The sequence below is a fragment of the Streptomyces sp. CLCI03 genome (assembly GCF_053615355.1).
Genome location: NZ_CM132132.1, coordinates 7,962,918 through 7,982,439 on the forward strand (window position 1 = coordinate 7,962,918; position 19,522 = coordinate 7,982,439).

The window sequence follows — 19,522 nt, forward strand, 5'->3', positions numbered from 1 at the left end:
AGCGTACCGGCGGGCCGAGCAGGCGCACGCCCAGGCCGGACGGACGGCGGAGCAGGCCGCACGCCGACTCGAGAACTGGACCGGAGCGAGGACCGAGGCGAGGCCGGCCGATCGCGGATCCGCACCGGTAACCGTCACCGTGCCATGCTCGAAGGGTGCAGACGGATCCGACGGCCCCAGGCGACGGTGCGTCTCCCGAGGTACTGGCCCTGGCCAAGGTGGTGGCCAGGCTCCGGGCCGAGGTGGCGGACCTGGAAGGCCTTGCCTCCGTCGCGGGCGTGCTGGAGCGCGCCAAAGGCGTCCTGATGGCCCAGGAAGGTGTGTCGGCCGATGCGGCGTACGAGACGCTCGTCCGGCGGGCTGACAGCCGGGGGACGACCCTGATGGAGGAATGCTGGGTCACCCTCGGCGGGATCCGGCCGGAGCCCGGCGCGGCGCGCCCGACGACCCCGGACCCCGTCACCGGCCCGGTCACGGCGAGCGGCCGTACGACCCCGGAGGGTGCCGTGCCCGCCCTCGGCCCGGACCACCGCCCCGGCCGCGACGGACCGGACTCCCGCACCCTGCCGGCCGGTCTGGCGGTCGCGCTGACCGACGCCCGGAGCACGGACGACGCCGCGGAGATCCTGCACGAGGCGCTGCGCCTCCCCCTCGCGGTGGACGGGGTGATGATCTACACCTTGGGCGGGGCCGGGCGGCTGGAGCTCATCGGCCACTCGGGGGTCGACGAGGCACTGGCGGCGCAGTGGCAGGACATCCCCCCGCTGTCCGGCGTCGCCGCCCTGGAGGCGATCACCTCGGGTGAGCCGCGGTGGCTGGACGATCCGGAGCGCGACGCCGAAAGGTACCGGCTCATCGGGTCGCCCGAACGATGGCCCACCCGCGCGTGGATCCCCGTACCGGGCGCGGACACGGTCACCTGCGCCATCGGATTCTTCCGGAAGTCCGCCACCCCCTTCGGCGATGAGGAGCGGGCCCTCCTCCGACAGGCCGTGCGCGTGTGCGGTGGCCCCCTGCGGGTCTTCGAGCACCGGAGGGCCGGGCCGGCGGACCTGGACGTGACCGCCGTCCAGAGCATTCTCGACGCCGTGTCCGGGGCGGTGATCCTCCTGGCACCGCTGCGGTCTCCGAGCGGTGAGGTGGAGGACTACCGGATCGAGGCGGCCGCTCCGGAGTCGGTGGACGTGGCGGGCCGCCGCGGGCGGGAGCTGGTCGGCCGACGGATCCTGGAGACCTATCCGACCGTGGCGGGAACACCCCTGTGGCAGGGCTACCTCAAGGCTCTGGACACCGGGATCACCTACGAGGGCGAACCCTTCTCGTACCGGGAGGTGACCGCCGGGGTGCCCGAGACGTCCGTCTACTCCGTCCGCGCCACCCGGCTGGCCGGACGGCTGGTCGTCTCGTGGATCCGCCAGGACACCACCGCGCGCGAGGTCCGTCGGCTGGCCACCATGCAGCGCCTGGGCAACCTCGGCTGGGCCGACTGGAATCCGGCCACGGGTACGGTCGACTGGTCCGACCAGGTGTACGCGATCTTCGACCGCGCGCCCGGGTCGGGGCCCGTCCCGTTGCGGGAGCTCCCGCGGCACGTCCTGCCGGACGACCGGCCCGTACTCGCCGAGGCCGTTCGACGGCTGCTCGACGAAGGGGCTCCGATCGACCGACCCTTCCGTATCGGTACCGCGGACGGGGTACGGCACCTCCGTCTGGTCGCCGAGGCCGAGACGGATGCCTACGGGGCCACGGTCGAGGTGCACGGCTTCTTCCAGGACTGCACGACACAGCGGGACGCCGAGCTGGCCCTGCGGGAGAGCGAGCGCGCCGTACTGGTCCAGCGGGGTGTGCTCCAGGCGGAACGGGCCATCGCCGCACGTCTCCAGCACGCTCTGCTGCCGATCCCGGAACAGTCGATCGAGCTGGTCGGGCTGTGCGTCGACATCGCCTACATGCCCTCGGACACCGGGGTGAACGTCGGCGGAGACTGGTACAGCGCCATCGAACTCCCGGACAGGAGCGCCCTCTTCGTCGTCGGGGACGTCGCGGGCCACGGACTGGACGCCGTCGGGGCGATGGCCCAGCTGCGGTTCACCGCCAAAGGCATGATCATCACCGGCTCGGCCCTGCCCGACGCCATGGACCGCCTCAACACCCTCCTCCTGCACACGGCCGCCACCACCGCGACGATGATCATGGCGCGGTACAGTCCGGCGGAGCGGCGCATGGCCTGGGTGCGGGCCGGGCACCTGCCGCCCCTGCTGGTGCGCGGCGGCGAGGCACGCTTCCTCCCGCTGCTGGAGGGAAACCTCCTCGGGGCGTCCTTCGACTCCGTGTACGTGCAGGACACGCTCGATCTGGAGCCCGGCGATCACCTCCTGCTCTACACCGACGGGCTCGTCGAGATCCCCGGGGAGAACATGGACCGGGCACTCGACCGGCTCGCCGTGGCCGCCGCCGAGGCCATGGGCGGGGAGGCCCCGGACGCCCTGGCCCGGCTCCTCGATGCCCTGCACCCCACGGGGCAGGACGACGTGTGCGTGCTCGACATCCACCTGCCGGCGGACGCCGAATGACCCGGACCCGGACCCGGACCCGGCCCCGCGGCCGGCTCCGGCGGTGTCATACGGCGACGGCGACGCAGACGTGGACGCGCTTTCCGCCCGTGGCCGTGGGCATGATGCTGAACTCGCGGGCGATGCGGCGGACGAGGATCAGGCCCCAGCCGCCGCTGCCGTTCAGGTGCGGCGGGCGTGTCACGGGCGCGGCCGGGCTGGTGTCGGTGACGTCGATGTCGAGCAGCCCCTCGTGCAGGGCGAGGTCGAGGCTGCAGGGGCCGTCGGTGTGCCGGACGGCATTGGTGACGAGCTCGGTCACGATCAGGGCGGCGGCGTCCGCGGAGGCCGGGAGCACCGGATGCTCCTGGTCGTCGGCGCCGTGCAGGAACCGGTAGGTCGCGTCGCGGGCACGGCAGGCGGCACTGGCGTCGTCCGGCAGGTCGAGATGCCGTTGTGGTGGATCGTACGAGCGAGTCATCGGTGGCTCCGGGTGACGTGTTCTCACGTTCCTGCGTCAAGCGTGCGCGCGGACGAGGCGGCTCGCACGACGTGCGCGCCGGACCCCTACCCGCGGGGTCCGGCGCGCGGTGGCCGCGTCGGGGCCGGATGGTTTACCCGCCGGCGGCGTCGTCGTGTGCCGTCGGCCTCAGGTGTTGAGCAGCCGGTTGAAGAAGGAACGGTACTGCTGGAGCGCCAGCCGCAGCTCCTCCGTGGCCACCTGTCCGCCCTGGTCCCACTGCCCCTCCAGCCCCTGCTTGCGGGTGGAGAAGGTCTGGGCGAGCGTCTGCATCACCTCGGCGACCAGGGCGTCCGCCGACTTGACCGCTTCCTGCGGGTCGTCCACGAAACGGCTCTGGATCTCGCGCCAGGCGCTGCGGTAGCCCTCCGCCTCCTCGCCGGCCAGGAGCGGTTCGTCCGTCGCCGAGGGCCGCTCGCCCTCGTAGCCGGTCGCTTCCTCGGCCCTGACGTCGTCGTCGCCCCGGGTGTCCGCCGTCGCCTCGCCCGGGTAGGTGGGCGCCCGCCGGTCCTCGTCGAGCCGGGTGTCCGGCGCGGCGGACGCCGCGCCGGGGTTCGCGATGTCCTCCGTGGTCAGCGCGGTGCCGGCGGTCCGGTCGTCTTCCCTGTCCATTCGGTTCTCCATGATCACCGGCTCCTCTGGTCGTCGAGCAACTCCTCGAAGAGCGCGCGGTAGTGCACCATCGCGCCGCGGAGCTCCTCCGTCGTCGTCCGCCCCGTACCGCTGCGCTCCTTGACGTCGTGCGCGGCGCGGTAGTGCTCCAAGGTCCGTCCGTGTTCGACCGAGAGATCGCGCACCTGGCGGCTGAATCCCTCCGCGGGGTACCCGCGCTCCCGCATCAGTCGCGTGACCAGCTCGTCGGCCTCGCCGACGGAGCCCTCCGGCCGGTCCACGAATCGCTCCTGGACACCGCTCCACTCCAACGCGTACTGGTGACGCCGCTCCGACGGGAGTTCCTTGAGCTCGAATCCGGCGTGGCGCTCCTCGCGGGCCCGAAGGTCGCGCTCCGCGGCCATCCGGCCGCCCTCGGATTCGACCGTGCGGTCGTACTCGGGCCCGAATCTCTGCTGCAGGCGGCGTCGGCGGGACATCATCCACAGTCCGACGCAGACTGCGATGACCACGACCGCCGCGATGACGATCACGGTGATGAGCATGCTGTTCGACATGGCTCGCCTCCATCCGGGCCTGATCGGCCTCTGCCACGCGGCTGCCCGGAGGCGTACCGGTCAAACGCGGCCGGCTCGCTCGGCCCCGCCGGGGTGCGGCTCCGTCGCAGCCTCGGTCGGCATGAACCGCACCCCGTGCACCGGCGGCTACCCGTCGGACGCGTGATCATGTCGGCCTCCGCGCGGAGGCCGACATGATCACGCGCCGCCCGGGCGACGGGAGGGCGCGGTGCCCGGGCGGCGGGGTGGGTCAGTGGCTGGTCAGGTAGCCGCCCATGGTGGTGAAGTAGTCGGTGGCGGGCATCTCTTCGCCGTCCTCGGTGCGTACTCGGGTGATGGCGAGGCCGTGGTTGCGCCCGGTGCGGGCGTCGGCGCCGGCCACGATCACGACGCCTTCGCCCTCGCGGTAGAAGACGCGGCCGGGCGTGCCCCCGTAGCGGCCCTCGGAGACGGCGGCGGCCAGTACCTCCAGACGCTTGCCGCGGTGGAAGGTGAAGGCGGCCGGGTAGGGGGCCGACTGGGCGCGGACGAGTCGCTGGAGGTCCTCGGCCGGCCAGGTCCAGTCGATGCGGATGTCCTCGGCCGAGCGCTTGTGGAAGAAGCTGGCCTGGGAGCGGTCCTGGTGGGTGAACTCGGTCTCGCCGGCCGCGATCCGGCCCAGGGCGCCCACGGTGACCGGCGCGATCAGGTCGACCGTCTTGTGGAACAGGTCCGTGGCGGTGTCCGTCGGGCCGACCGGTACGGCCTGCTGGACCACGATGTCGCCCGCGTCGAGCTCGTCGTTCATCAGGTGGGCGGTGACGCCCACTTCGGGCTCGTTGTTGATCAGCGCCCAGATCAGTGGGGAGAAGCCGGCGTACTTCGGCAGCAGAGAGTCGTGGACGTTGAGGGTGCCGTGGCGGGGGAGGTTGAAGATGCGCGGGGGGATCCAGGTGCGCCAGTTGTTCGCCACGATGATGTCCGGTTCCGCCTCCTTGAGCCGGGTGAACAGCTCTTCGTCGTCGGGGCGGTTGCGGATGAGCACCGGGACACCGTGGTCGTCGGCGAGATCGGCGACGGAGTCGCTCCAGATCTTCTCGTAGGCGTGCTCGCTCTTCGGGTGCGTCACGACCAGAACGACATCGTGTTCGGACTCCAGCAGGGCCTGCAGGGTGCGGTGCCCCCACGTCTGATAGCCGAACATGACGACCCGCATGGGGTTCCTCCTTGGAGCGGCGACAGATTTCAAATTGAGTAAAGCAAGCCTTACCTAACTGTGCAACATGCCCTCCTTTGGCGAGAGTTCAGCCTTCGATCGATGGAGGCTCGATCTGATTTGCCCATCGACAGGTCCCCGGTGTCAGGTTAGCCTTCCCTAAGTTCTCCTCGGGTTCCGCTCCTTCGGCGTGCCCTGACCTCGGTTCCCCCACGCATGGCAATCGGCTGCCCCCCGCACGATTGGGAGTCACATGTCACAGGATCTGTCCGATGATGCGCCACTGATCCACGACCTCATCGGCATCGGCTTCGGCCCCTCGAACGTGGCCATGGCGATCGCACTGAGCGAGCACAATGCCGGCGTCGGACCGCAGGAAGCGGTCACCGCCCACTTCTTCGAGCAGCAGCCCCGATTCGGCTGGCACCGCGGCATGCTCATCGACGACGCCACGATGCAGGTGTCCTTCCTCAAGGACCTGGTGACCCTGCGCAATCCGGCGAGCGAGTACAGCTTCCTCTGCTACCTCCAGAGCAAGGGCCGCCTGATCGACTTCGTCAACCACAAGAACCTCTTCCCGCTGCGCGTCGAATTCCACGACTACTTCGAGTGGGCCGCCGCCAAGGTCGACGACATGGTCTCCTACGGATCCGAGGTCGTCGCCGTACGGCCCGTCCTGCGCGACGGCGCGATCGAGTACGTGGACGTGACCGCCCGCTCCGGCACCGAGCTCGTGGTCCACCGGGCGCGCAATCTGGTGATCGGCACCGGCCTGCGGCCGCAGATGCCGGAGGGCGTGGACCGTACCGAGCGGATCTGGCACACCTCGGAACTCCTCACGCGGGTAGCCGCGCTGGGAGGCGCGGACCCCTCCCGGTTCGTCGTCGTCGGCGCTGGCCAGAGCGCCGCCGAGAACGTGTCCTTCCTGCACCGCACCTTCCCCCGGGCCGAGGTCTGCGCCGTCTTCTCCCGCTACGGCTACAGCCCCGCCGACGACAGCGGCTTCGCCAACCGGATCTTCGACCCCTCGGCGGTCGACGAGTACTACACCGCCCCCGAGGAGATCAAGCGCAAGCTGATCGAGTACCACGCCAACACCAACTACTCCGTGGTGGACATCGACCTCATCGACGACCTCTACCGGCAGGAGTACCAGGAGAAGGTCCTCGGCACCGAGCGGCTGCGCTTCCTGAAGGTGTCGCGGCTCGCGGACGTCACCGAGACCCCCGACCACGTACGCGTCACCGTCGAGTCACTGGTCACGGGGGAGAAGGAGGCCCTGGCGGCCGACGCGCTGGTCTACGCGACCGGATACCGCTCGGCGGACGGCCTCGGACTGCTCGGGGACGTCGAGAAGTACTGCCGGCGCGACGGACTCGGCCGCGTCCGCGTGGCACGCGACTACCGTGTCGAGAGCGCGCCCGAACTGCGCTGCGGCATCTACCTCCAGGGAGGAACGGAGCACACGCACGGCATCACGTCCTCCCTGTTGTCGAACACGGCCGTCAGGGTCGGCGAGATCCTCCAGTCCATCGTCGCCCACGACCGTGTGCCGGTACCGGCCTCCCGTACGGCGCCCACCCCCTGAGGACCCGCACCCATGCTCTGCACCAGGCTGACGAACGCCACCTTCCTCACCATGGACCCCGACCACCCCGTCGCCCACGACCTGGGCATCTGGCACGGCCGGATCGTCGGCCTGGACGAGGCCGTGACCGCACTGCCCGCCCGCGAGGTCGTCGACCTCCAGGGCGCCACCGTGCTGCCCGGTTTCATCGACTCCCACGTGCACCTGGCCTGGACCGGGCTGAAGGCCACCACCCCCAGCGTGGCGCCCTGCGAACGCGTCGAGGACGTGCTCGCCGTCGTCGCCGAGGCGGTCGCCCGCACCCCACGGGGCGCGTGGGTGGACATCGGAGGCTACGACCAGCGGGCCCTCGGCCGGCACCTGACCGCGGCCGAGCTGGACAAGGTCAGCGACGGCCGCAAGGTGTTCATGCTGCACGACTCGGGACACGGCTGCGTCGTCGACACCACCGTCCTCGACATGCTCCCCGGCGAACTCGCCCACGGCGAAGGCTTCCTCGCCGAGAGCGCCATGACCGCCGCCCGCCGGCTCCGCCTGCCCTACTCGCAGGAGGAGATCGCCGACGCCGTCGAGCACGCCGGCCGCACCTGCCTCGCCGAAGGCGTCACCGCCTGCGCCGAGGCGGGCATCGGCGGCGGACTGCTCGGCAACAGCCCGGTCGAGCTCGGCGCCTACCAACTCCTGCGCGACCAGGGCCGGCTGCCGCTCCGGGTCCAGCTCATGGCGGCCGCCGACACCCTACGGCCCGTGACCGCGCACGCCCGTGACGGGATCCCGCGCGCCATCGACCTCGGCCTGCGCACCGGCTTCGGCGACGACTGGCTCTCCCTCGGCGCGCTCAAGGTCTACACCGACGGCGGCATGATGGCCCGTACGGCCGCACTCACCCGCCCCTACGAAGGCACCGACCACAGGGGGGAGTTCCAGGACGACCCCGAACGGATCACCGACACCATCGTCGACGGCCACCTCGCCGGCTGGCAGCTCGCCGTGCACGCCATCGGGGACCGCGCCACCGACCTGGCCCTGGACGCCCTGGAACGCGCCCAGCGACTGCGGCCCCGGCCCACCGCCCGGCACCGCATCGAACACGCCGGCCTGGTCCGGCCCGACCAACTGGCCCGCTTCGCCCGCCTCGGCGTGAGCGCGGTGGTGCAACCGCACTTCCTGCGCTCCTTCGGCGACGACTACGCGGCCGTGATGGGCCCGGAGCGGGCGACCTGGATGTACCGCGGTCGAGGATTCCTGGACCACGGCGTCACCCTGGTGGGCAGCTCCGACCGCCCCGTCACCGACGGATCACCGCTCAAGGCCGTCCAGTTCATGGTGGAACGGGCCTCCGCCTCCGGCCGCCTCATCGGCCCCGCCGAGGCCGTCACCGTGCACGAGGCCCTGCACGCCTACACCGTGGCGGGCGCCTACGCCTCCCACCAGGAGCGCAGCGCGGGCACCCTGGCACCGGGCCGGCGTGCGGACCTGGCCGTACTGGGCGACGACCCGAGGCGGGTCGACCCTTCAAGGATCGGAGCCATCGAGGTCGTCGCGACGTACGTGGACGGCAGGCCCGCCTGAGGGCTGTCGCGCCCTCACCCCGTCAGTGGCGCCGCCCGCGCAGGCGGTTGAGGAGCCGCCCGGCCTGGGCGCGCTTGCGCGGGTCGGCGGCCGCCCGCCGCACCGATGCGACCGCCCGCTGCCCCTGCGGGCCGCGCGCGAACTTCTTGATTCTGGTCAACAATGCTGTCATGACGCCTCCTTGGGGTACTCACCCGCTCGTGTACCCCGAGGAGGGACGGACATGTGCGCGCGGCGGGCCGGCGGCCTCAGGCGGGCTGCGGCGTGAGCCGCTTGAGGCCCTTGCGGTCGTAGTAGGTGGTCATGGCGAAGCCGAACACCAGGGCCAGCACCGTGCCGACCGCGATCATGATCCAGGAGCGGGTGAGACCCGCGTTCCCCCGGGCGTCGAAGTAGAGGATCGCCCGTACCCCGTCGCTGAGCTGACGCATCGGTTCGAAGTGGGACAGGAACCGGTAGAAGCCGGGGACCGCCTGCAGCGGGACGGTCGCCCCCGACGACGGCAGGCCCAGCACGATGAACACGAACATCGACACGAGCTGGCCGATCCCCCCGAACGCGGCGTTGATGGCCTGCACACCCAGGCCGACCGCGAGGGCCGCGCAATAGGAGTAGATCCACAGCAGCGGCAGGTGGGAGGCGTCCATCCCCAGGATGCCGACGCAGGCCAGCATCACCAAGGCCGTGCTCACGAGCGTGATGCCCGCCGTCATCAGCATCTTGAGGAGCAGCGTCTGCGTACGGTCGATCGGCACCGTCGGGCGGCGGGTGTGCCAGGGCCCGATCTCGTTGTCGGCGTAGCCGAGGGCGGTGTCGACACCGTTGCTGATGACGTTGCCGCCCATGAACCCGGCCAGCACCAGCAGCAAGGTGTAGTAGAAGGCCGTCAGACCGAGGCCGCTCTTCGTACCGATCGGGTGGCCCACCCGCGTGACGACGTCCACCGGGTCGGCCAGCAGCAGCTTCGCCGTGGGACTCGCCTGGCCGCCGGCGGCCGCCGTGAGCTGCTCGCCGATCGTGCGCGACGCGCTGTGGGCGGCCTGCGTCGTGATCTGACTCGCCAGCGAGGACCCGAGGCTGCCCTTGCCCGGGTTGGTGAGCACCGTGATGGTCGGCCGCTTCGTGGCCCCGGACGTGGGGAGCGCCGTGACCGAGTCGGTGAAACCGGCCGGGACCACCAGCGCCCCGTACACCTGGCCGGAGTCGAGCTGGGCCTGGGCCTGGGCCAGGCTCAGTTCACGCCAGCCCGCCTTGCCACCGGCGGGATCGGCGGCGACGGCGGCGGTGATCTGCGTCCCCAGGTTCTGCCGCTGCCCGGGCGGCGGCTTGCCCGTGTCCTCGTTGACGAGGGCGATGGGCAGATCGCGCAGCTCCGCGTTGGGATTGACGATGCCACCCATGTAGAGCAGCGACAGCAGCAGGGCGAGCAGTCCCGTCAGGATCGTGGGAACCAACCACAGCTGGGGGCGGCGCACCAGGGCCGCGGCAGTGGCTTCGGGGGCGACGGTCGGGGACATCGGTCTCCGTAGCTTCCCGGCGGGCCGGGATCGAGGGCGGTGGGAGCGGCGGAGCCGCACGGCACCCTCAGGATGGTCTGCCCACCCGGCAAGGCCGCCGTACCCCTCGCGCTCCGGCCGCGAACCCGCTTACGGGACCACCGGAACGGCCCACCCGGCGTTCGCTCACCAGGCCCAGCGGAAGCCAGCGGCCGCGTGTTCCAGCGCCGGGACGAACCGGTGGACCGTGCCGTCCTCGGCGAGCGCGACCGGCGTCTCGCCGAGGACCGTGCCGTCCCGGTGGTGGTCCCAGGTCGCCCACCAGACGCGGGCCGGGCGCGGCGCCGACGGGAACTCGACGACCAGGTCCACATTGTCGGCCCGCGCGTGCGCGACCCTCCGGTACTCGGTCACCCGATCCCGGAACGGGCCGTAGACCACCTCGTACTCCAACGAGACGATCTGGCCGGCCGCCAGTGGAGCCGCGAAGGCGAGTTCCACGACCGGCGTGCTGCCCGCGAACTCCCGCCGGGCACCGACCCGGGCGCCCCGCAGCACCACGACGTCGACGGCCCCGGGCGGCAGCCGGCAGGGGAAGGAACCGACACCGTCCTCGCACGCCATCACCGCACGCGTGGTGCGGTGGCGTTCCGGAGCGCCGGCACGGCCGATGACATGCCGCTCGAACACCGAAACCGTACGGTGGCGCTGCCGGACCGGCAGATACTGCGGCAGGCGCAGCGTGTGCGTCACCGGACCACCCGCGTCCGCCGCCGGAACCACCTGCGCCGTCCCCGACCACAGCGCGCGCAGCGCCATCGCGTCCGCGCCGTCCATCGCGAAGGCCGCGACGAACCACTCCAGCGTCTCCCGGCTCAGGAACTCCCCGCCGAGCGCGCGGTGCACCCGATCCTTCAGACGCCGCGCCAGATCCTGCTCCGTGTCCGGGCGTTCACCGCTGTCCCACAGATGCAGGGCCAGCACCCGCGCCACCGCCGAGGAGCTCACCGGGCCCGGCGTACGGCGCACCTCCTGCTGCTCCCAGCGGGTGCGGTAGGCCGTTCGCTCGGCCAACAGCCGGCGCAGCAGATCCGCCGTGGCGGCGGCCGTCACCCGACCGTCCGCGCTCCGTGTTCCCGCCATGCGGTGGGCCCGCCCTCCCGTGCGACACGACTGCGACGGAGCGGTGGTGCACTCGTACCGGCCACGCGCCCGCGCACCCCCGTTCCGATCGGAGCCTACCCATGAACACCCCGGCCGCCGAACGGACTTCGTCCGATCCGTACCCGGCGGAGACCATGCTGGAGCAGGCCTTCGCCGACGGGGCGCGGGCCGACCTCATGGGGGCGGCGAGCACGGCCGCCCGTACGGTACGGGCCGCCGCACTCACCGCGCTCCTGCGCGGGGTGCGCCGGCCGGGGACGGCCGCGGGGCGGGACGGGGCGCCCGCCCTGCGGCTGCGCGGCGCGCGCGTGGTCGGACGGCTCGACCTGACGGGGGGCGGAGTGGCCCCGGAGATCCTCCGGATCCGCTTCGAGGACTGCGAGTTCGACGAGCCGCTCGTGTGCGCCGACGCCCTGCTGCCCGGCCTCGCCCTGACCCGGTGCCGGCTGCCCGCCGTGCGCGCGGACCGGATGCGGGTGCAGGGCCCGCTGGAGCTGCGGGGCTGCACGATCCCGGGCGGCGTACGGCTGGAACGGGTACGGGCCGAGACCGACGTCGTACTGACCGGCAGCACGTTGGGGCCGGGGGCCGACGGCAGGGCACTGTCCGCGGAGGGCATGGTCGTCGCCGGAGCCCTGGACCTCACGGGGACGGCGGCGTCCGGAGTGGCGTTCCTGGCGGGGATCCGGGTGGTGGGCCCGGTACGACTCGACGACGCCGCGGTCCGCGCGCCCGGCGGCGACGCGCTCGTCCTGGACCGGTCGGTGCTCGGCGACCGACTGCTCGCCCGCCGGCTGGTCGTCGACGGAGCGCTGCGGATGTTCAACGCGGACGTCGCGGGCAGCGTCCAACTGACCGGCGCCCGCCTCACCCATCCCGACGGCATCGCGCTCGGCGCCTCGGGGGCGACCGTACGCGGTGCGGTATGGTGCACGGCGCCGTTCACCGCCGCCGGCGAGGTCCGCCTGACCGGGGCCGAACTGCGCACCCGCCTCGACCTGTCGGGAGCCCGGATCGGCCACCCCGGCGGACTGACCGCGCTCGCCCTCGACCGGCTGACGGCGTCCGACGTGAGCCTGCACGGCCTCACCGTCACCCGCGGCACCGTCTCGGCCGCCGGCATCCACGTACGCGACACCCTCGACCTGCGCGTCGACCGTGCCGACGAGCTGAACCTGGACCAGGGCACGGTGGGAGTGCTGCTCGACGGCCCCACCCACTGGCCCGCGCGTGCCGGCCTCGCCGGACTGTCCTACCGCGCCCTGCACCCCGTCCTGCCCGCCGCGGAACGGCTGGGCTGGCTCACCCGCGACCCGTCGGCCGAGGCCACCGCACAGCCGTACGAACAACTCGCCCAGCACTACACGGCCCTCGGCCGCCCGCTGGACGCCCGCAAGGTCCGCTACGCCGCCCAGCGCCGCCACCGCGCCGCGCTGTCCGGACCGATCCGCTGGTGGGAGGGCGTACTGCAGGTGACGGTCGGCTACGGCTTCCGGCCGTGGCGGGCCCTGGGCTGGCTGGCCGCCCTGGTCGTGCTCGGCACCGTCGTCTTCGGGTCCGTACCGCCGACCGCACTGGAACCGGAGAAAGCCCCGCGCTTCCAGGCGGCGGCCTACACACTGGACCTCCTCCTGCCGCTGGTGAATCTCGGCCAGGAGACCGCCTTCCAACCGTTGGGCGCCACCCAGTGGTTCGGCTACGCACTGGTCGGCATCGGGTGGGTGCTCGCCTCGGCGGTGGGACTGGGACTGGGCAGATCCCTGTCGGGCGGCTGAGGCAGCGGTGGGGAAGCGAGCAGGGTGGATCAGGGGCAGAACAGGGGAGGAACCTTGCCCGACGAGAACGACATGAAGGAACCGTCGCGGATGTACCGGCGCGCCCAGGACGGCACGCCCGTACGCGGCGATCTGGCCGACGGCGAAACTTTGCTGGGGATGGCGGTGACCGAAGGGCGCCGGGAGGTGCTGCTGCGGGAGCGCGACCGGGAGGCGCCGGAGCCCCCCGAGGACGGACCGGGCCGGGCGGACCTGCGGATCGAGTTCCAGGGCCCGGGCCCGGTCGACGCCTGCCGCCCGGAGGCCTTCCGCCCGGCCGAGGAGGAGGCGCCGGGCATCGGGGACGCCGTCGACGGTTGCCTGGACGGATCCGGGGCCGAGGGCGCCTTCATCCGGCTGCTGATGAAGCGGTTACCGGAGCGCGGACACCACCTCTGGCTGATCGGAGGCGCGGTGCGGGACCTGGTCGACGTGGGCCCCGAGGCCGAGCCCAACGACCTGGACTTCGCCGGGACCCTCCCGCCCCTGGAGATGCGCCAGGCCGTCGACGACTGGTCCGTGGACGCCGGACTCGGCGACTACCAGGCACGGATGAGCCGACCGAGCCTCGTGGTCCACCTGTCGCGGCCCGAACAGGGCGACGGCTCCCGCATCCTGGAGTACAAGGCGCTCGCGGTGACCGATTTCCTCTTCCCCGCCTACGGCGGCGGTCTGACCGACGACGTCGCCTCCCGCGACCTCACCGTCAACAGCCTCTACTACGACCACGGCAGACGGCTGCTCGTCGACCCCACCGGAGAGGGCGTCGCCCACCTGCGGGCCCGGCCGCGCGTGCTGGCCAGCCGCAACGCCGAGCGGCCCGCCGGACGGAGCGCCCTGGTGCTGCTCCGCTTCGTCAAGTTCACCTTCCGGTACCCGGACGCGGACATCACCCACCTGCGGGAATGGGCCGCCGAACTCCCCGCCGACCTGCCCGACCGGCTCGACGAGTCCGACTGGCGGGCGGTCCGGCACTCCTGGCGCGGCTGCGTCCCCCACGACGGCCTGCGCCGGGCCGTGGAGATCGCCGGAATCCTCGGCCCCGCCGCCGTGGCACTGGTGGACCGACTCACCGAGGAGGCAGGCGCATGACCGCCGTGCACCGGCCACTGACCACCTGGGTCCGGGACGCCCGTCCCACCGCACCGCACCCCGGCGCCACCCCGCCGATCCCCGGCCAGGTCCGAGGGAACGGCGGCACCCGCAGGTCCGCACCGGGACCGTTCTGGACCGCCTACGGCCCCGTCAACGAGGGCGACGAGCGCGCCGACGCCCGAAGCCTGGACCGCTTCCGCACCGGCTGGGAGCGCGGCTCGCTGCCACTGGCCGACGGCGGCCACGCCCTCGCGCTGATCGAGCCCACCACCGGCGAGGCCGTACTGGAACTCGACGGCCTCGGGCAGCCGTTGCCCGCCGACCCCGCCACGGCCGAGGTCGTCGCCGCGATCGAACGGCGTTGGCCGGCCGAGCGGCTGGAGCCGATCGAACAGGCCCTCCTCGCCGCGGCCCACCCCGGGCTGCGCTACAGCCTGCTGGACCGCCTCGTGGCCGAGGGCCGGCCCGAACCCGACTGCTTCCACGTCCTGCCGTGGGAGCGCGTGGACCGGCTCGCGGACGAGGTGACCGCGGCCCTGGAGGCGTCCGGACCGGCGGAGGGCGACGCCCCCGCGGACCGCCCCGTACGGCTGCGGCACTACTTCGCGCCCGCCGGGTCCCGGTTCACCGCCGCACTGGAACAACTCGGCTCCGCCCTGCGCGCGTCCGACCTGCGGCGCCGACGGGTCGCGACGACCGCCCTGTGCGCACGCCTCGCGGGGGCCGCCACCGGCCGGATCCCACGACCGACCCGGGAGCGGCTGATCCTGCTGCTGGACGCGGTCGGCCGCGGCGACGCCTTCCTGTCCGCGACCGCCGCCCTCGCGGTGGAACGGCTCGCCGGGGCCTTCGCCGGTCCGGGGGGCGGGAGCCCCGGGGCCCGGAGCGCCGACGTCGTGTGGCACCAACTGGACTACGGCAGGCCGGCCTCGGTGAGGAACGAGTTCGCGCCCGCCGCGGCGGGCGGAGCCGACTCGGCCCAGGACGGGGTGCTGCGCGCGGCGTTCACCCTCACCCTGACCGTCCAGGACGACAGCGGTCTCTACGTCGCGGTCTCCGCCCCCCTCGACACCGCCGATGCGGCGCTTCTGGCCCAGGGCTACGACGAGGTGCTGCTGCTGCCCGTCCACGTCACCGGCGCCGTGGAAGGCAGCGACCTGTACGTCCTGTTGATGCCCTTCGACGACGGCCTGTCCGGCGACCTGGAGATGACGGCCATGGCGGAGGCCGTGGTCACCGCGGACCAGGCCGGTCCGCCGCTCGGCCTTGCCGACCTGCCGTTCCTGGACCCCGAGGCAGTGCGGACCACGCTGGCCTGCCAGGTCCGGGACTCCGACGAGGACAACTGGCGCGAACTGCTCGACCGGCTTCCCGCCGGCCACCCCGTGCGCCGCGCCGCGGAAGGAGCCTGAACGGCATGACGATGATGAAGGACGAGACCATGACCGCCGTCGGCCGCGGCCGGGGCCGGAGCGAAACGCTCGATGCGTTGGACACCGCCCTCACCTCCGCGCGTCAGACCCCCGAGCAGGTCGGCGCATTACGCAGGACGATGGCCGAGAACCCGGGAGCGTTGGTCGCCTGGCTCTCCCGCTTGGTCGAACGGTCCGACGCGGCCGCCCTGGGCCTCCTGTACACCGGGAAGGCCACCGCCTTCCATGACGCCCTGGGTAAGATCAAAGTAGACGGGTACGACGACTCCCTGACCGGTGGCCTGCGCGCGGCTTCCGGCCACGCGGTGTTCGATCCGGGGAAGTCGAAGCCGGTCCTGGACGCGGTGAGGATCCAGGCCGCACTCGCGCTGGACCTCCTCGACCCGGACGCGGACGAGGCCCGCCTGGCGGTCGCCCTGGCCTGGTACCGGGGCGCCGGAGCCACCGCGGACCTGGAGACCGCGCCCTGGGACCCGGCCGATCTCGCCCACGGCGACGAGCGGCTCCGGCGCTCCCTGGACCGGCTCGCGGCCGCGGCGGGGGACGCCCTCGCCACGGGCCCGGCGCTGGCCGCGGCCATGGCCCTGTGCCGGCTGGCGCTGGGCCGGCTCCCCGGGCACACCAGAAGTCCGGTCGCGGTGCGCGTCCTGTTCGACCACCAGGGCGTGGGCGCCTCCGGGCGACTCACCCTGACCCTGCTGCCGGGCGGGCCCCGCGGCCTGGTGCCCGACCCCGAGACCATGCCGCTGTTCACCGCCGACCACCACTACGCCTTGGCCATGGCCCGGGCCTGGAACGCGTCAGGTCAGCGGCTGTCGGGAACCGTGCTGTGGTCCCTGCAGGGGTTCACGCTCGCGGGCGAGACGGGTGCCACCAAGGGCTCGGTGCCCTACCGGATCGCGGGACCGTCCCTCGGAGCGGCCTTCGGGGTGCTGCTCGCCGAGACCGTACGCGTGCGGCAGCCGGCCCTGCGCCCGCGCGACGTCGGGCGGTGGTGCACCGCCCTCGGTCGCCGGGCCCTCTTCTACCGCCGGGTCAGGGCGAGCAACTCCGTCACGGCGGACGTCACGGACGGCGGCGAGCTGGTCTCCGTCTCCGGGTTCCGCGCCAAACTGAGGGCCGCGCACGATCTCGGGGTGGTCGTCGTCGCCGAGTCGGACGGGCGCGAGGCACGTGGAGTGGCCGGCGAACTCCCCGGTGAACCGACGCAGATCGCCGCCGCCTCCGATGTGCCGAAGGCCCGGCGCAAGGCCAGCGCGTTCAGTTGGAAGGTCCTCGGCGGGCAGGCCCTCGCCCTGATGCTCTCCGTGGCTCTCGGGTTCGCGTTCCTCACCTACCTCCAGGCGGAAAGGACCGCGGCGGAGAAGCGCGAGAAGCAGGCGCGGTCCCTCCTCAACGAAGCCACCGCCGTCCAGGATTCCGATCCGGGCCGCGCCCTGCGGCTGGCCCTGTCCGCGCACCGCATGAGCCCGAGCGACGCCTCCGAGAACGCCATGCTGCGCATCCTGCTGGAGACCCGCTACCGCGGCGAGGTACCGCCGGTGGCGGGCACCCCCGGGCCGACGGCGCTCGGCTACACGGGCGGCGGCCGTACCCTGCTGAGCCGGGACGCGGACCGGATCACCGTCCGGGACGCGGCGTCCCGTGCCACGGTGACGACGCTTCCGGTGCCGGCCGGCGCGAACGCTCGCAAGCCGCAGCGCGAGGTAGGGCCGGTCCTGCTGCCGCTGACCACTCCCGGGGGAGCGGCCGTGCTCATCGGGACCGCCGACCTGCGGGCCGAGGTGTGGAGCTTCGCGGACCCGGCGAAGCCGCAGCGGCTCGCGGAACTGCCGGGCGGCGGTCAGGTGCTGCAGGCCGCCGTCAGCGGTGACGGCCGTACCCTGGCCACCCTCGGGCCGCTCACCCCGCCGCCCGGCGGCGACTCGGACACGCCGGAGGCCCTCACCGTGTACGACGTCACGGACCCCGCCGCGCCCCGGAAGAAGGGGCAGATCGCCGCCTACACCACCACGCTGGACAACGGCCTCGTCGGCCTCGCGGTCAACGCCTCCGGCAACCGGGTCGCCGTCGCCGACGACCGCAACATCCAGGTGCACGACACGAAGGCCGCCGCGCTTCCCGTGACCGTCACGATCGAACCGGGCCGTTCCGCCGGGCCCGACGACCCGCGCAGCGGGGGACAGATCAACCCCACCGAGGGCGTCGCCTTCCACGACTCGGACGACTACCTGCTCTACACCGCCACCACGCACCCCCTCGCGGCGGGAGCGGGCGCCGGTAACAGGTTCATCAACGCCTGGAACATCTACCCGGAGCGGACCGGCCCCGGATACCGGCTCGATGCGGTCCTCCGGGGATCGAGCTGGGTGGTGCCCGGGCCGCGCGGGAGCGCCGCTGCACGGGACGACTCCGGGGTGATCCTGCTCGGCAGCGAGGTCGTGCTGCGCAGGACGACGGGCACGACGGCCGCCTCGAAGGGCCCATCGAACCTCGACCCCGTACCGGCGCTCGCCTACAGCCCGGACGGGAAGCGGCTGGCGTTCAGCGGTGACGACGGCACGGTCCGGTTCTGGGACGTGTCCACCCAGACCTCCTCGGCGGCCCCGGAGCCCCTCACGAGCTACAGGACGGGGGCAGCGGCTTATGCCCCACGGACATCGGTTTTGGCCGTGACCCAGTTGGTCGAGGGCACCACGAAGCAGGAACTGGAGACCGCCCTCTTCGACACCGCGGCCGGCCCACCCTTCCGGCGGCTCGGCACCCTGGAGACCCCTGCCGACCTGTTGGGGATCGATCAGGACGGCACCCGCATGGCCGTGTTCGATCACGGTGAGCTGTCGCTGTGGGACGTGAGCGACCGGGCCCGGCCACGCCGACTGGAGGCCGCGTTCCAGCTACCCGCGGACATCGCGGCGGACAGCGGAAGCCCGAGCAGTTCCGGAACGGGACACACGACCGGGGGCATCACCTCCCTGCTGGTCGGCCCGGAGGGGAAGACCGTGGTGGCGGTGCGCGGCGGCAACTCCGAGGCGCTGGTCTGGCGGGTGGACGGCGACGGGAGACGCGCCGGGCCGTTCCAGCGGCTCATGTCCGGCACCTCCACCCCCACGGTGGACGAGCAGCAGGTCCCGGGGACGGGCATGCCGGAGCCGGGCGCGATCCCGGGCGACGGAGCCGGTCCGGAGGAGTACGAGACGACCACCCCTGGCCCGGGCCTGGACTCCGACTCCGGTTCCGACGCCGTTCTGGACCTCGACTCCGTCATGGTGTCCGAGTCCGGCACGGAGACCGGGTCCGACACCGACTCCGAGGGCGGCGCGGTGCTGTCCCCCGACGGGCGGACGCTGGCCCTGGACGGCGGACGGGCGGGGGTGAGCGTGTGGGACCTTTCCGCCGCGGGCCAGGCCCGCCGGACGCAGACCATCCCCGCCACGACCTCGGGGGGTGGCCTCCTCTTCGACGAGGACGGGAGCATCCTCCGGTCCGGGGCCCATGGTTGGCGGGTGTCCGATTCGGGCAAGGGCAAGGCCGAGCCCCTCGACGACCTCCCGATGCCCAAGGGAGCCCACGCCATGGACGTGTTGGTGCAGGGGGACTGGGGCGCGCTCGCCACCACCTCCGGATTCCGGGACTTCACCACCTGGTTCGTACGACCGGGGATGGAGCCGGTGGCGCTCGGGCGCGACGGCTTCGGCGAGCACCCGTGGGCGTTCGCCCTTCCGCCGGGCCGTCTTCTGCTCGGCTCGCTGGTTCTCGTCGTACGGGACGTCACCGAGGCGGTGGAGGCCGCCCGCGATCCGCGGGCCGCGGCCTGTGCGGCGGTCGGTGGCGGCCTCACCCGGGCCGAACTCGACGCCGTCGCCCAGGGCGCCACCTGGGAGCCGGCCTGTCCAGGATCCGACCGGCGGTGAGGTCGGCGCC

General features: G+C 72.9%; 14 protein-coding genes. 7 read left to right on the forward strand and 7 right to left on the reverse strand.

The window, feature by feature from the left end; translation table 11 throughout:
- Nucleotides 1–155 precede the first annotated feature (155 nt).
- Nucleotides 156–2,573, forward strand: a complete 2,418-nt coding sequence (locus ACWG52_RS36815) for a SpoIIE family protein phosphatase (RefSeq protein WP_390137480.1) — start codon at nt 156–158, stop codon at nt 2,571–2,573.
- 46 nt (nt 2,574–2,619) lie between these two features.
- On the opposite strand, the gene ACWG52_RS36820 is transcribed toward ACWG52_RS36815, so the two are convergent.
- The 4 genes from ACWG52_RS36820 to ACWG52_RS36835 all read right to left on the reverse strand — a co-directional run bounded on the left by ACWG52_RS36820 (nt 2,620) and on the right by ACWG52_RS36835 (nt 5,436).
- Nucleotides 2,620–3,033, reverse strand: coding sequence for an ATP-binding protein (locus ACWG52_RS36820; protein WP_375930281.1), 414 nt, complete (start codon nt 3,031–3,033; stop codon nt 2,620–2,622).
- Between the two features lie 168 nt (nt 3,034–3,201).
- Nucleotides 3,202–3,696, reverse strand: coding sequence for a hypothetical protein (locus tag ACWG52_RS36825; protein WP_453127170.1), 495 nt, complete (start codon nt 3,694–3,696; stop codon nt 3,202–3,204).
- Nucleotides 3,697–3,698: 2 nt separating this feature from the next.
- Entirely contained in the window at nt 3,699–4,241 is a 543-nt protein-coding gene (locus tag ACWG52_RS36830; RefSeq protein ID WP_389806564.1) for a hypothetical protein, read from the reverse strand.
- A gap of 250 nt (nt 4,242–4,491) precedes the next feature.
- Nucleotides 4,492–5,436 (reverse strand): methionyl-tRNA formyltransferase, encoded by a 945-nt coding sequence (locus ACWG52_RS36835; RefSeq protein WP_389806563.1) that lies wholly within the window; start codon nt 5,434–5,436, stop codon nt 4,492–4,494.
- Nucleotides 5,437–5,689: 253 nt separating this feature from the next.
- Here ACWG52_RS36835 and ACWG52_RS36840 point away from each other — a divergent pair, with 253 nt between their 5' ends.
- Nucleotides 5,690–7,024 carry a lysine N(6)-hydroxylase/L-ornithine N(5)-oxygenase family protein gene (locus tag ACWG52_RS36840; RefSeq protein ID WP_389806561.1) on the forward strand — a complete coding sequence of 445 codons (1,335 nt, stop codon included), beginning with the start codon at nt 5,690–5,692 and terminating at the stop codon, nt 7,022–7,024.
- 12 nt (nt 7,025–7,036) lie between these two features.
- A complete protein-coding gene (locus tag ACWG52_RS36845; protein ID WP_389806559.1) occupies nt 7,037–8,596 on the forward strand; it encodes an amidohydrolase in 1,560 nt (519 codons plus the stop codon).
- Nucleotides 8,597–8,618: 22 nt separating this feature from the next.
- Here the strand turns inward: ACWG52_RS36845 and ACWG52_RS36850 are convergent, their stop codons facing one another.
- The 3 genes from ACWG52_RS36850 to ACWG52_RS36860 form a co-directional block, all read right to left on the reverse strand.
- The gene (locus ACWG52_RS36850) at nt 8,619–8,768 is read right to left on the reverse strand and encodes a hypothetical protein (RefSeq protein ID WP_202508173.1); all 150 of its coding nucleotides are present in this window, start codon (nt 8,766–8,768) and stop codon (nt 8,619–8,621) included.
- Nucleotides 8,769–8,844: 76 nt separating this feature from the next.
- Nucleotides 8,845–10,113: a YhgE/Pip domain-containing protein gene (locus ACWG52_RS36855; RefSeq protein ID WP_389806556.1), complete on the reverse strand. Its 1,269-nt coding sequence runs from the start codon at nt 10,111–10,113 to the stop codon at nt 8,845–8,847.
- Nucleotides 10,114–10,278: 165 nt separating this feature from the next.
- Nucleotides 10,279–11,235, reverse strand: a complete 957-nt coding sequence (locus ACWG52_RS36860; RefSeq protein WP_389806554.1) for a hypothetical protein — start codon at nt 11,233–11,235, stop codon at nt 10,279–10,281.
- 101 nt (nt 11,236–11,336) lie between these two features.
- Here ACWG52_RS36860 and ACWG52_RS36865 point away from each other — a divergent pair, with 101 nt between their 5' ends.
- The 4 genes from ACWG52_RS36865 to ACWG52_RS36880 are packed head-to-tail and all read left to right on the forward strand — an operon-like array spanning nt 11,337 to nt 19,512.
- Nucleotides 11,337–13,031 carry a hypothetical protein gene (locus ACWG52_RS36865; RefSeq protein ID WP_389806552.1) on the forward strand — a complete coding sequence of 565 codons (1,695 nt, stop codon included), beginning with the start codon at nt 11,337–11,339 and terminating at the stop codon, nt 13,029–13,031.
- A gap of 54 nt (nt 13,032–13,085) precedes the next feature.
- On the forward strand, nt 13,086–14,162 hold the full coding sequence (locus tag ACWG52_RS36870; RefSeq protein ID WP_389806550.1) for a tRNA nucleotidyltransferase/poly(A) polymerase family protein: 1,077 nt from the start codon (nt 13,086–13,088) through the stop codon (nt 14,160–14,162).
- Nucleotides 14,159–15,577, forward strand: coding sequence for a hypothetical protein (locus tag ACWG52_RS36875; RefSeq protein ID WP_389806548.1), 1,419 nt, complete (start codon nt 14,159–14,161; stop codon nt 15,575–15,577). The genes ACWG52_RS36870 and ACWG52_RS36875 overlap by 4 nt, the downstream gene beginning before the upstream one ends.
- A 5-nt stretch (nt 15,578–15,582) precedes the next feature.
- The gene (locus ACWG52_RS36880; RefSeq protein ID WP_453127173.1) at nt 15,583–19,512 is read left to right on the forward strand and encodes a hypothetical protein; all 3,930 of its coding nucleotides are present in this window, start codon (nt 15,583–15,585) and stop codon (nt 19,510–19,512) included.
- Nucleotides 19,513–19,522: the final 10 nt, after the last annotated feature.

Coding starts and splice junctions, on each gene's coding strand:
- ACWG52_RS36855 (WP_389806556.1), bottom strand. CDS start 10,113: ATGTCCCCGACCGTCGCCCCCGAAGCCACTGCCGCGGCCCTGGTGCGC.
- ACWG52_RS36860 (WP_389806554.1), bottom strand. CDS start 11,235: ATGGCGGGAACACGGAGCGCGGACGGTCGGGTGACGGCCGCCGCCACG.
- ACWG52_RS36835 (WP_389806563.1), bottom strand. CDS start 5,436: ATGCGGGTCGTCATGTTCGGCTATCAGACGTGGGGGCACCGCACCCTG.
- ACWG52_RS36830 (WP_389806564.1), bottom strand. CDS start 4,241: ATGTCGAACAGCATGCTCATCACCGTGATCGTCATCGCGGCGGTCGTG.
- ACWG52_RS36865 (WP_389806552.1), top strand. CDS start 11,337: ATGAACACCCCGGCCGCCGAACGGACTTCGTCCGATCCGTACCCGGCG.
- ACWG52_RS36820 (WP_375930281.1), bottom strand. CDS start 3,033: ATGACTCGCTCGTACGATCCACCACAACGGCATCTCGACCTGCCGGAC.
- ACWG52_RS36880 (WP_453127173.1), top strand. CDS start 15,583: ATGACGATGATGAAGGACGAGACCATGACCGCCGTCGGCCGCGGCCGG.
- ACWG52_RS36875 (WP_389806548.1), top strand. CDS start 14,159: ATGACCGCCGTGCACCGGCCACTGACCACCTGGGTCCGGGACGCCCGT.
- ACWG52_RS36840 (WP_389806561.1), top strand. CDS start 5,690: ATGTCACAGGATCTGTCCGATGATGCGCCACTGATCCACGACCTCATC.
- ACWG52_RS36825 (WP_453127170.1), bottom strand. CDS start 3,696: ATGGAGAACCGAATGGACAGGGAAGACGACCGGACCGCCGGCACCGCG.
- ACWG52_RS36850 (WP_202508173.1), bottom strand. CDS start 8,768: ATGACAGCATTGTTGACCAGAATCAAGAAGTTCGCGCGCGGCCCGCAG.
- ACWG52_RS36845 (WP_389806559.1), top strand. CDS start 7,037: ATGCTCTGCACCAGGCTGACGAACGCCACCTTCCTCACCATGGACCCC.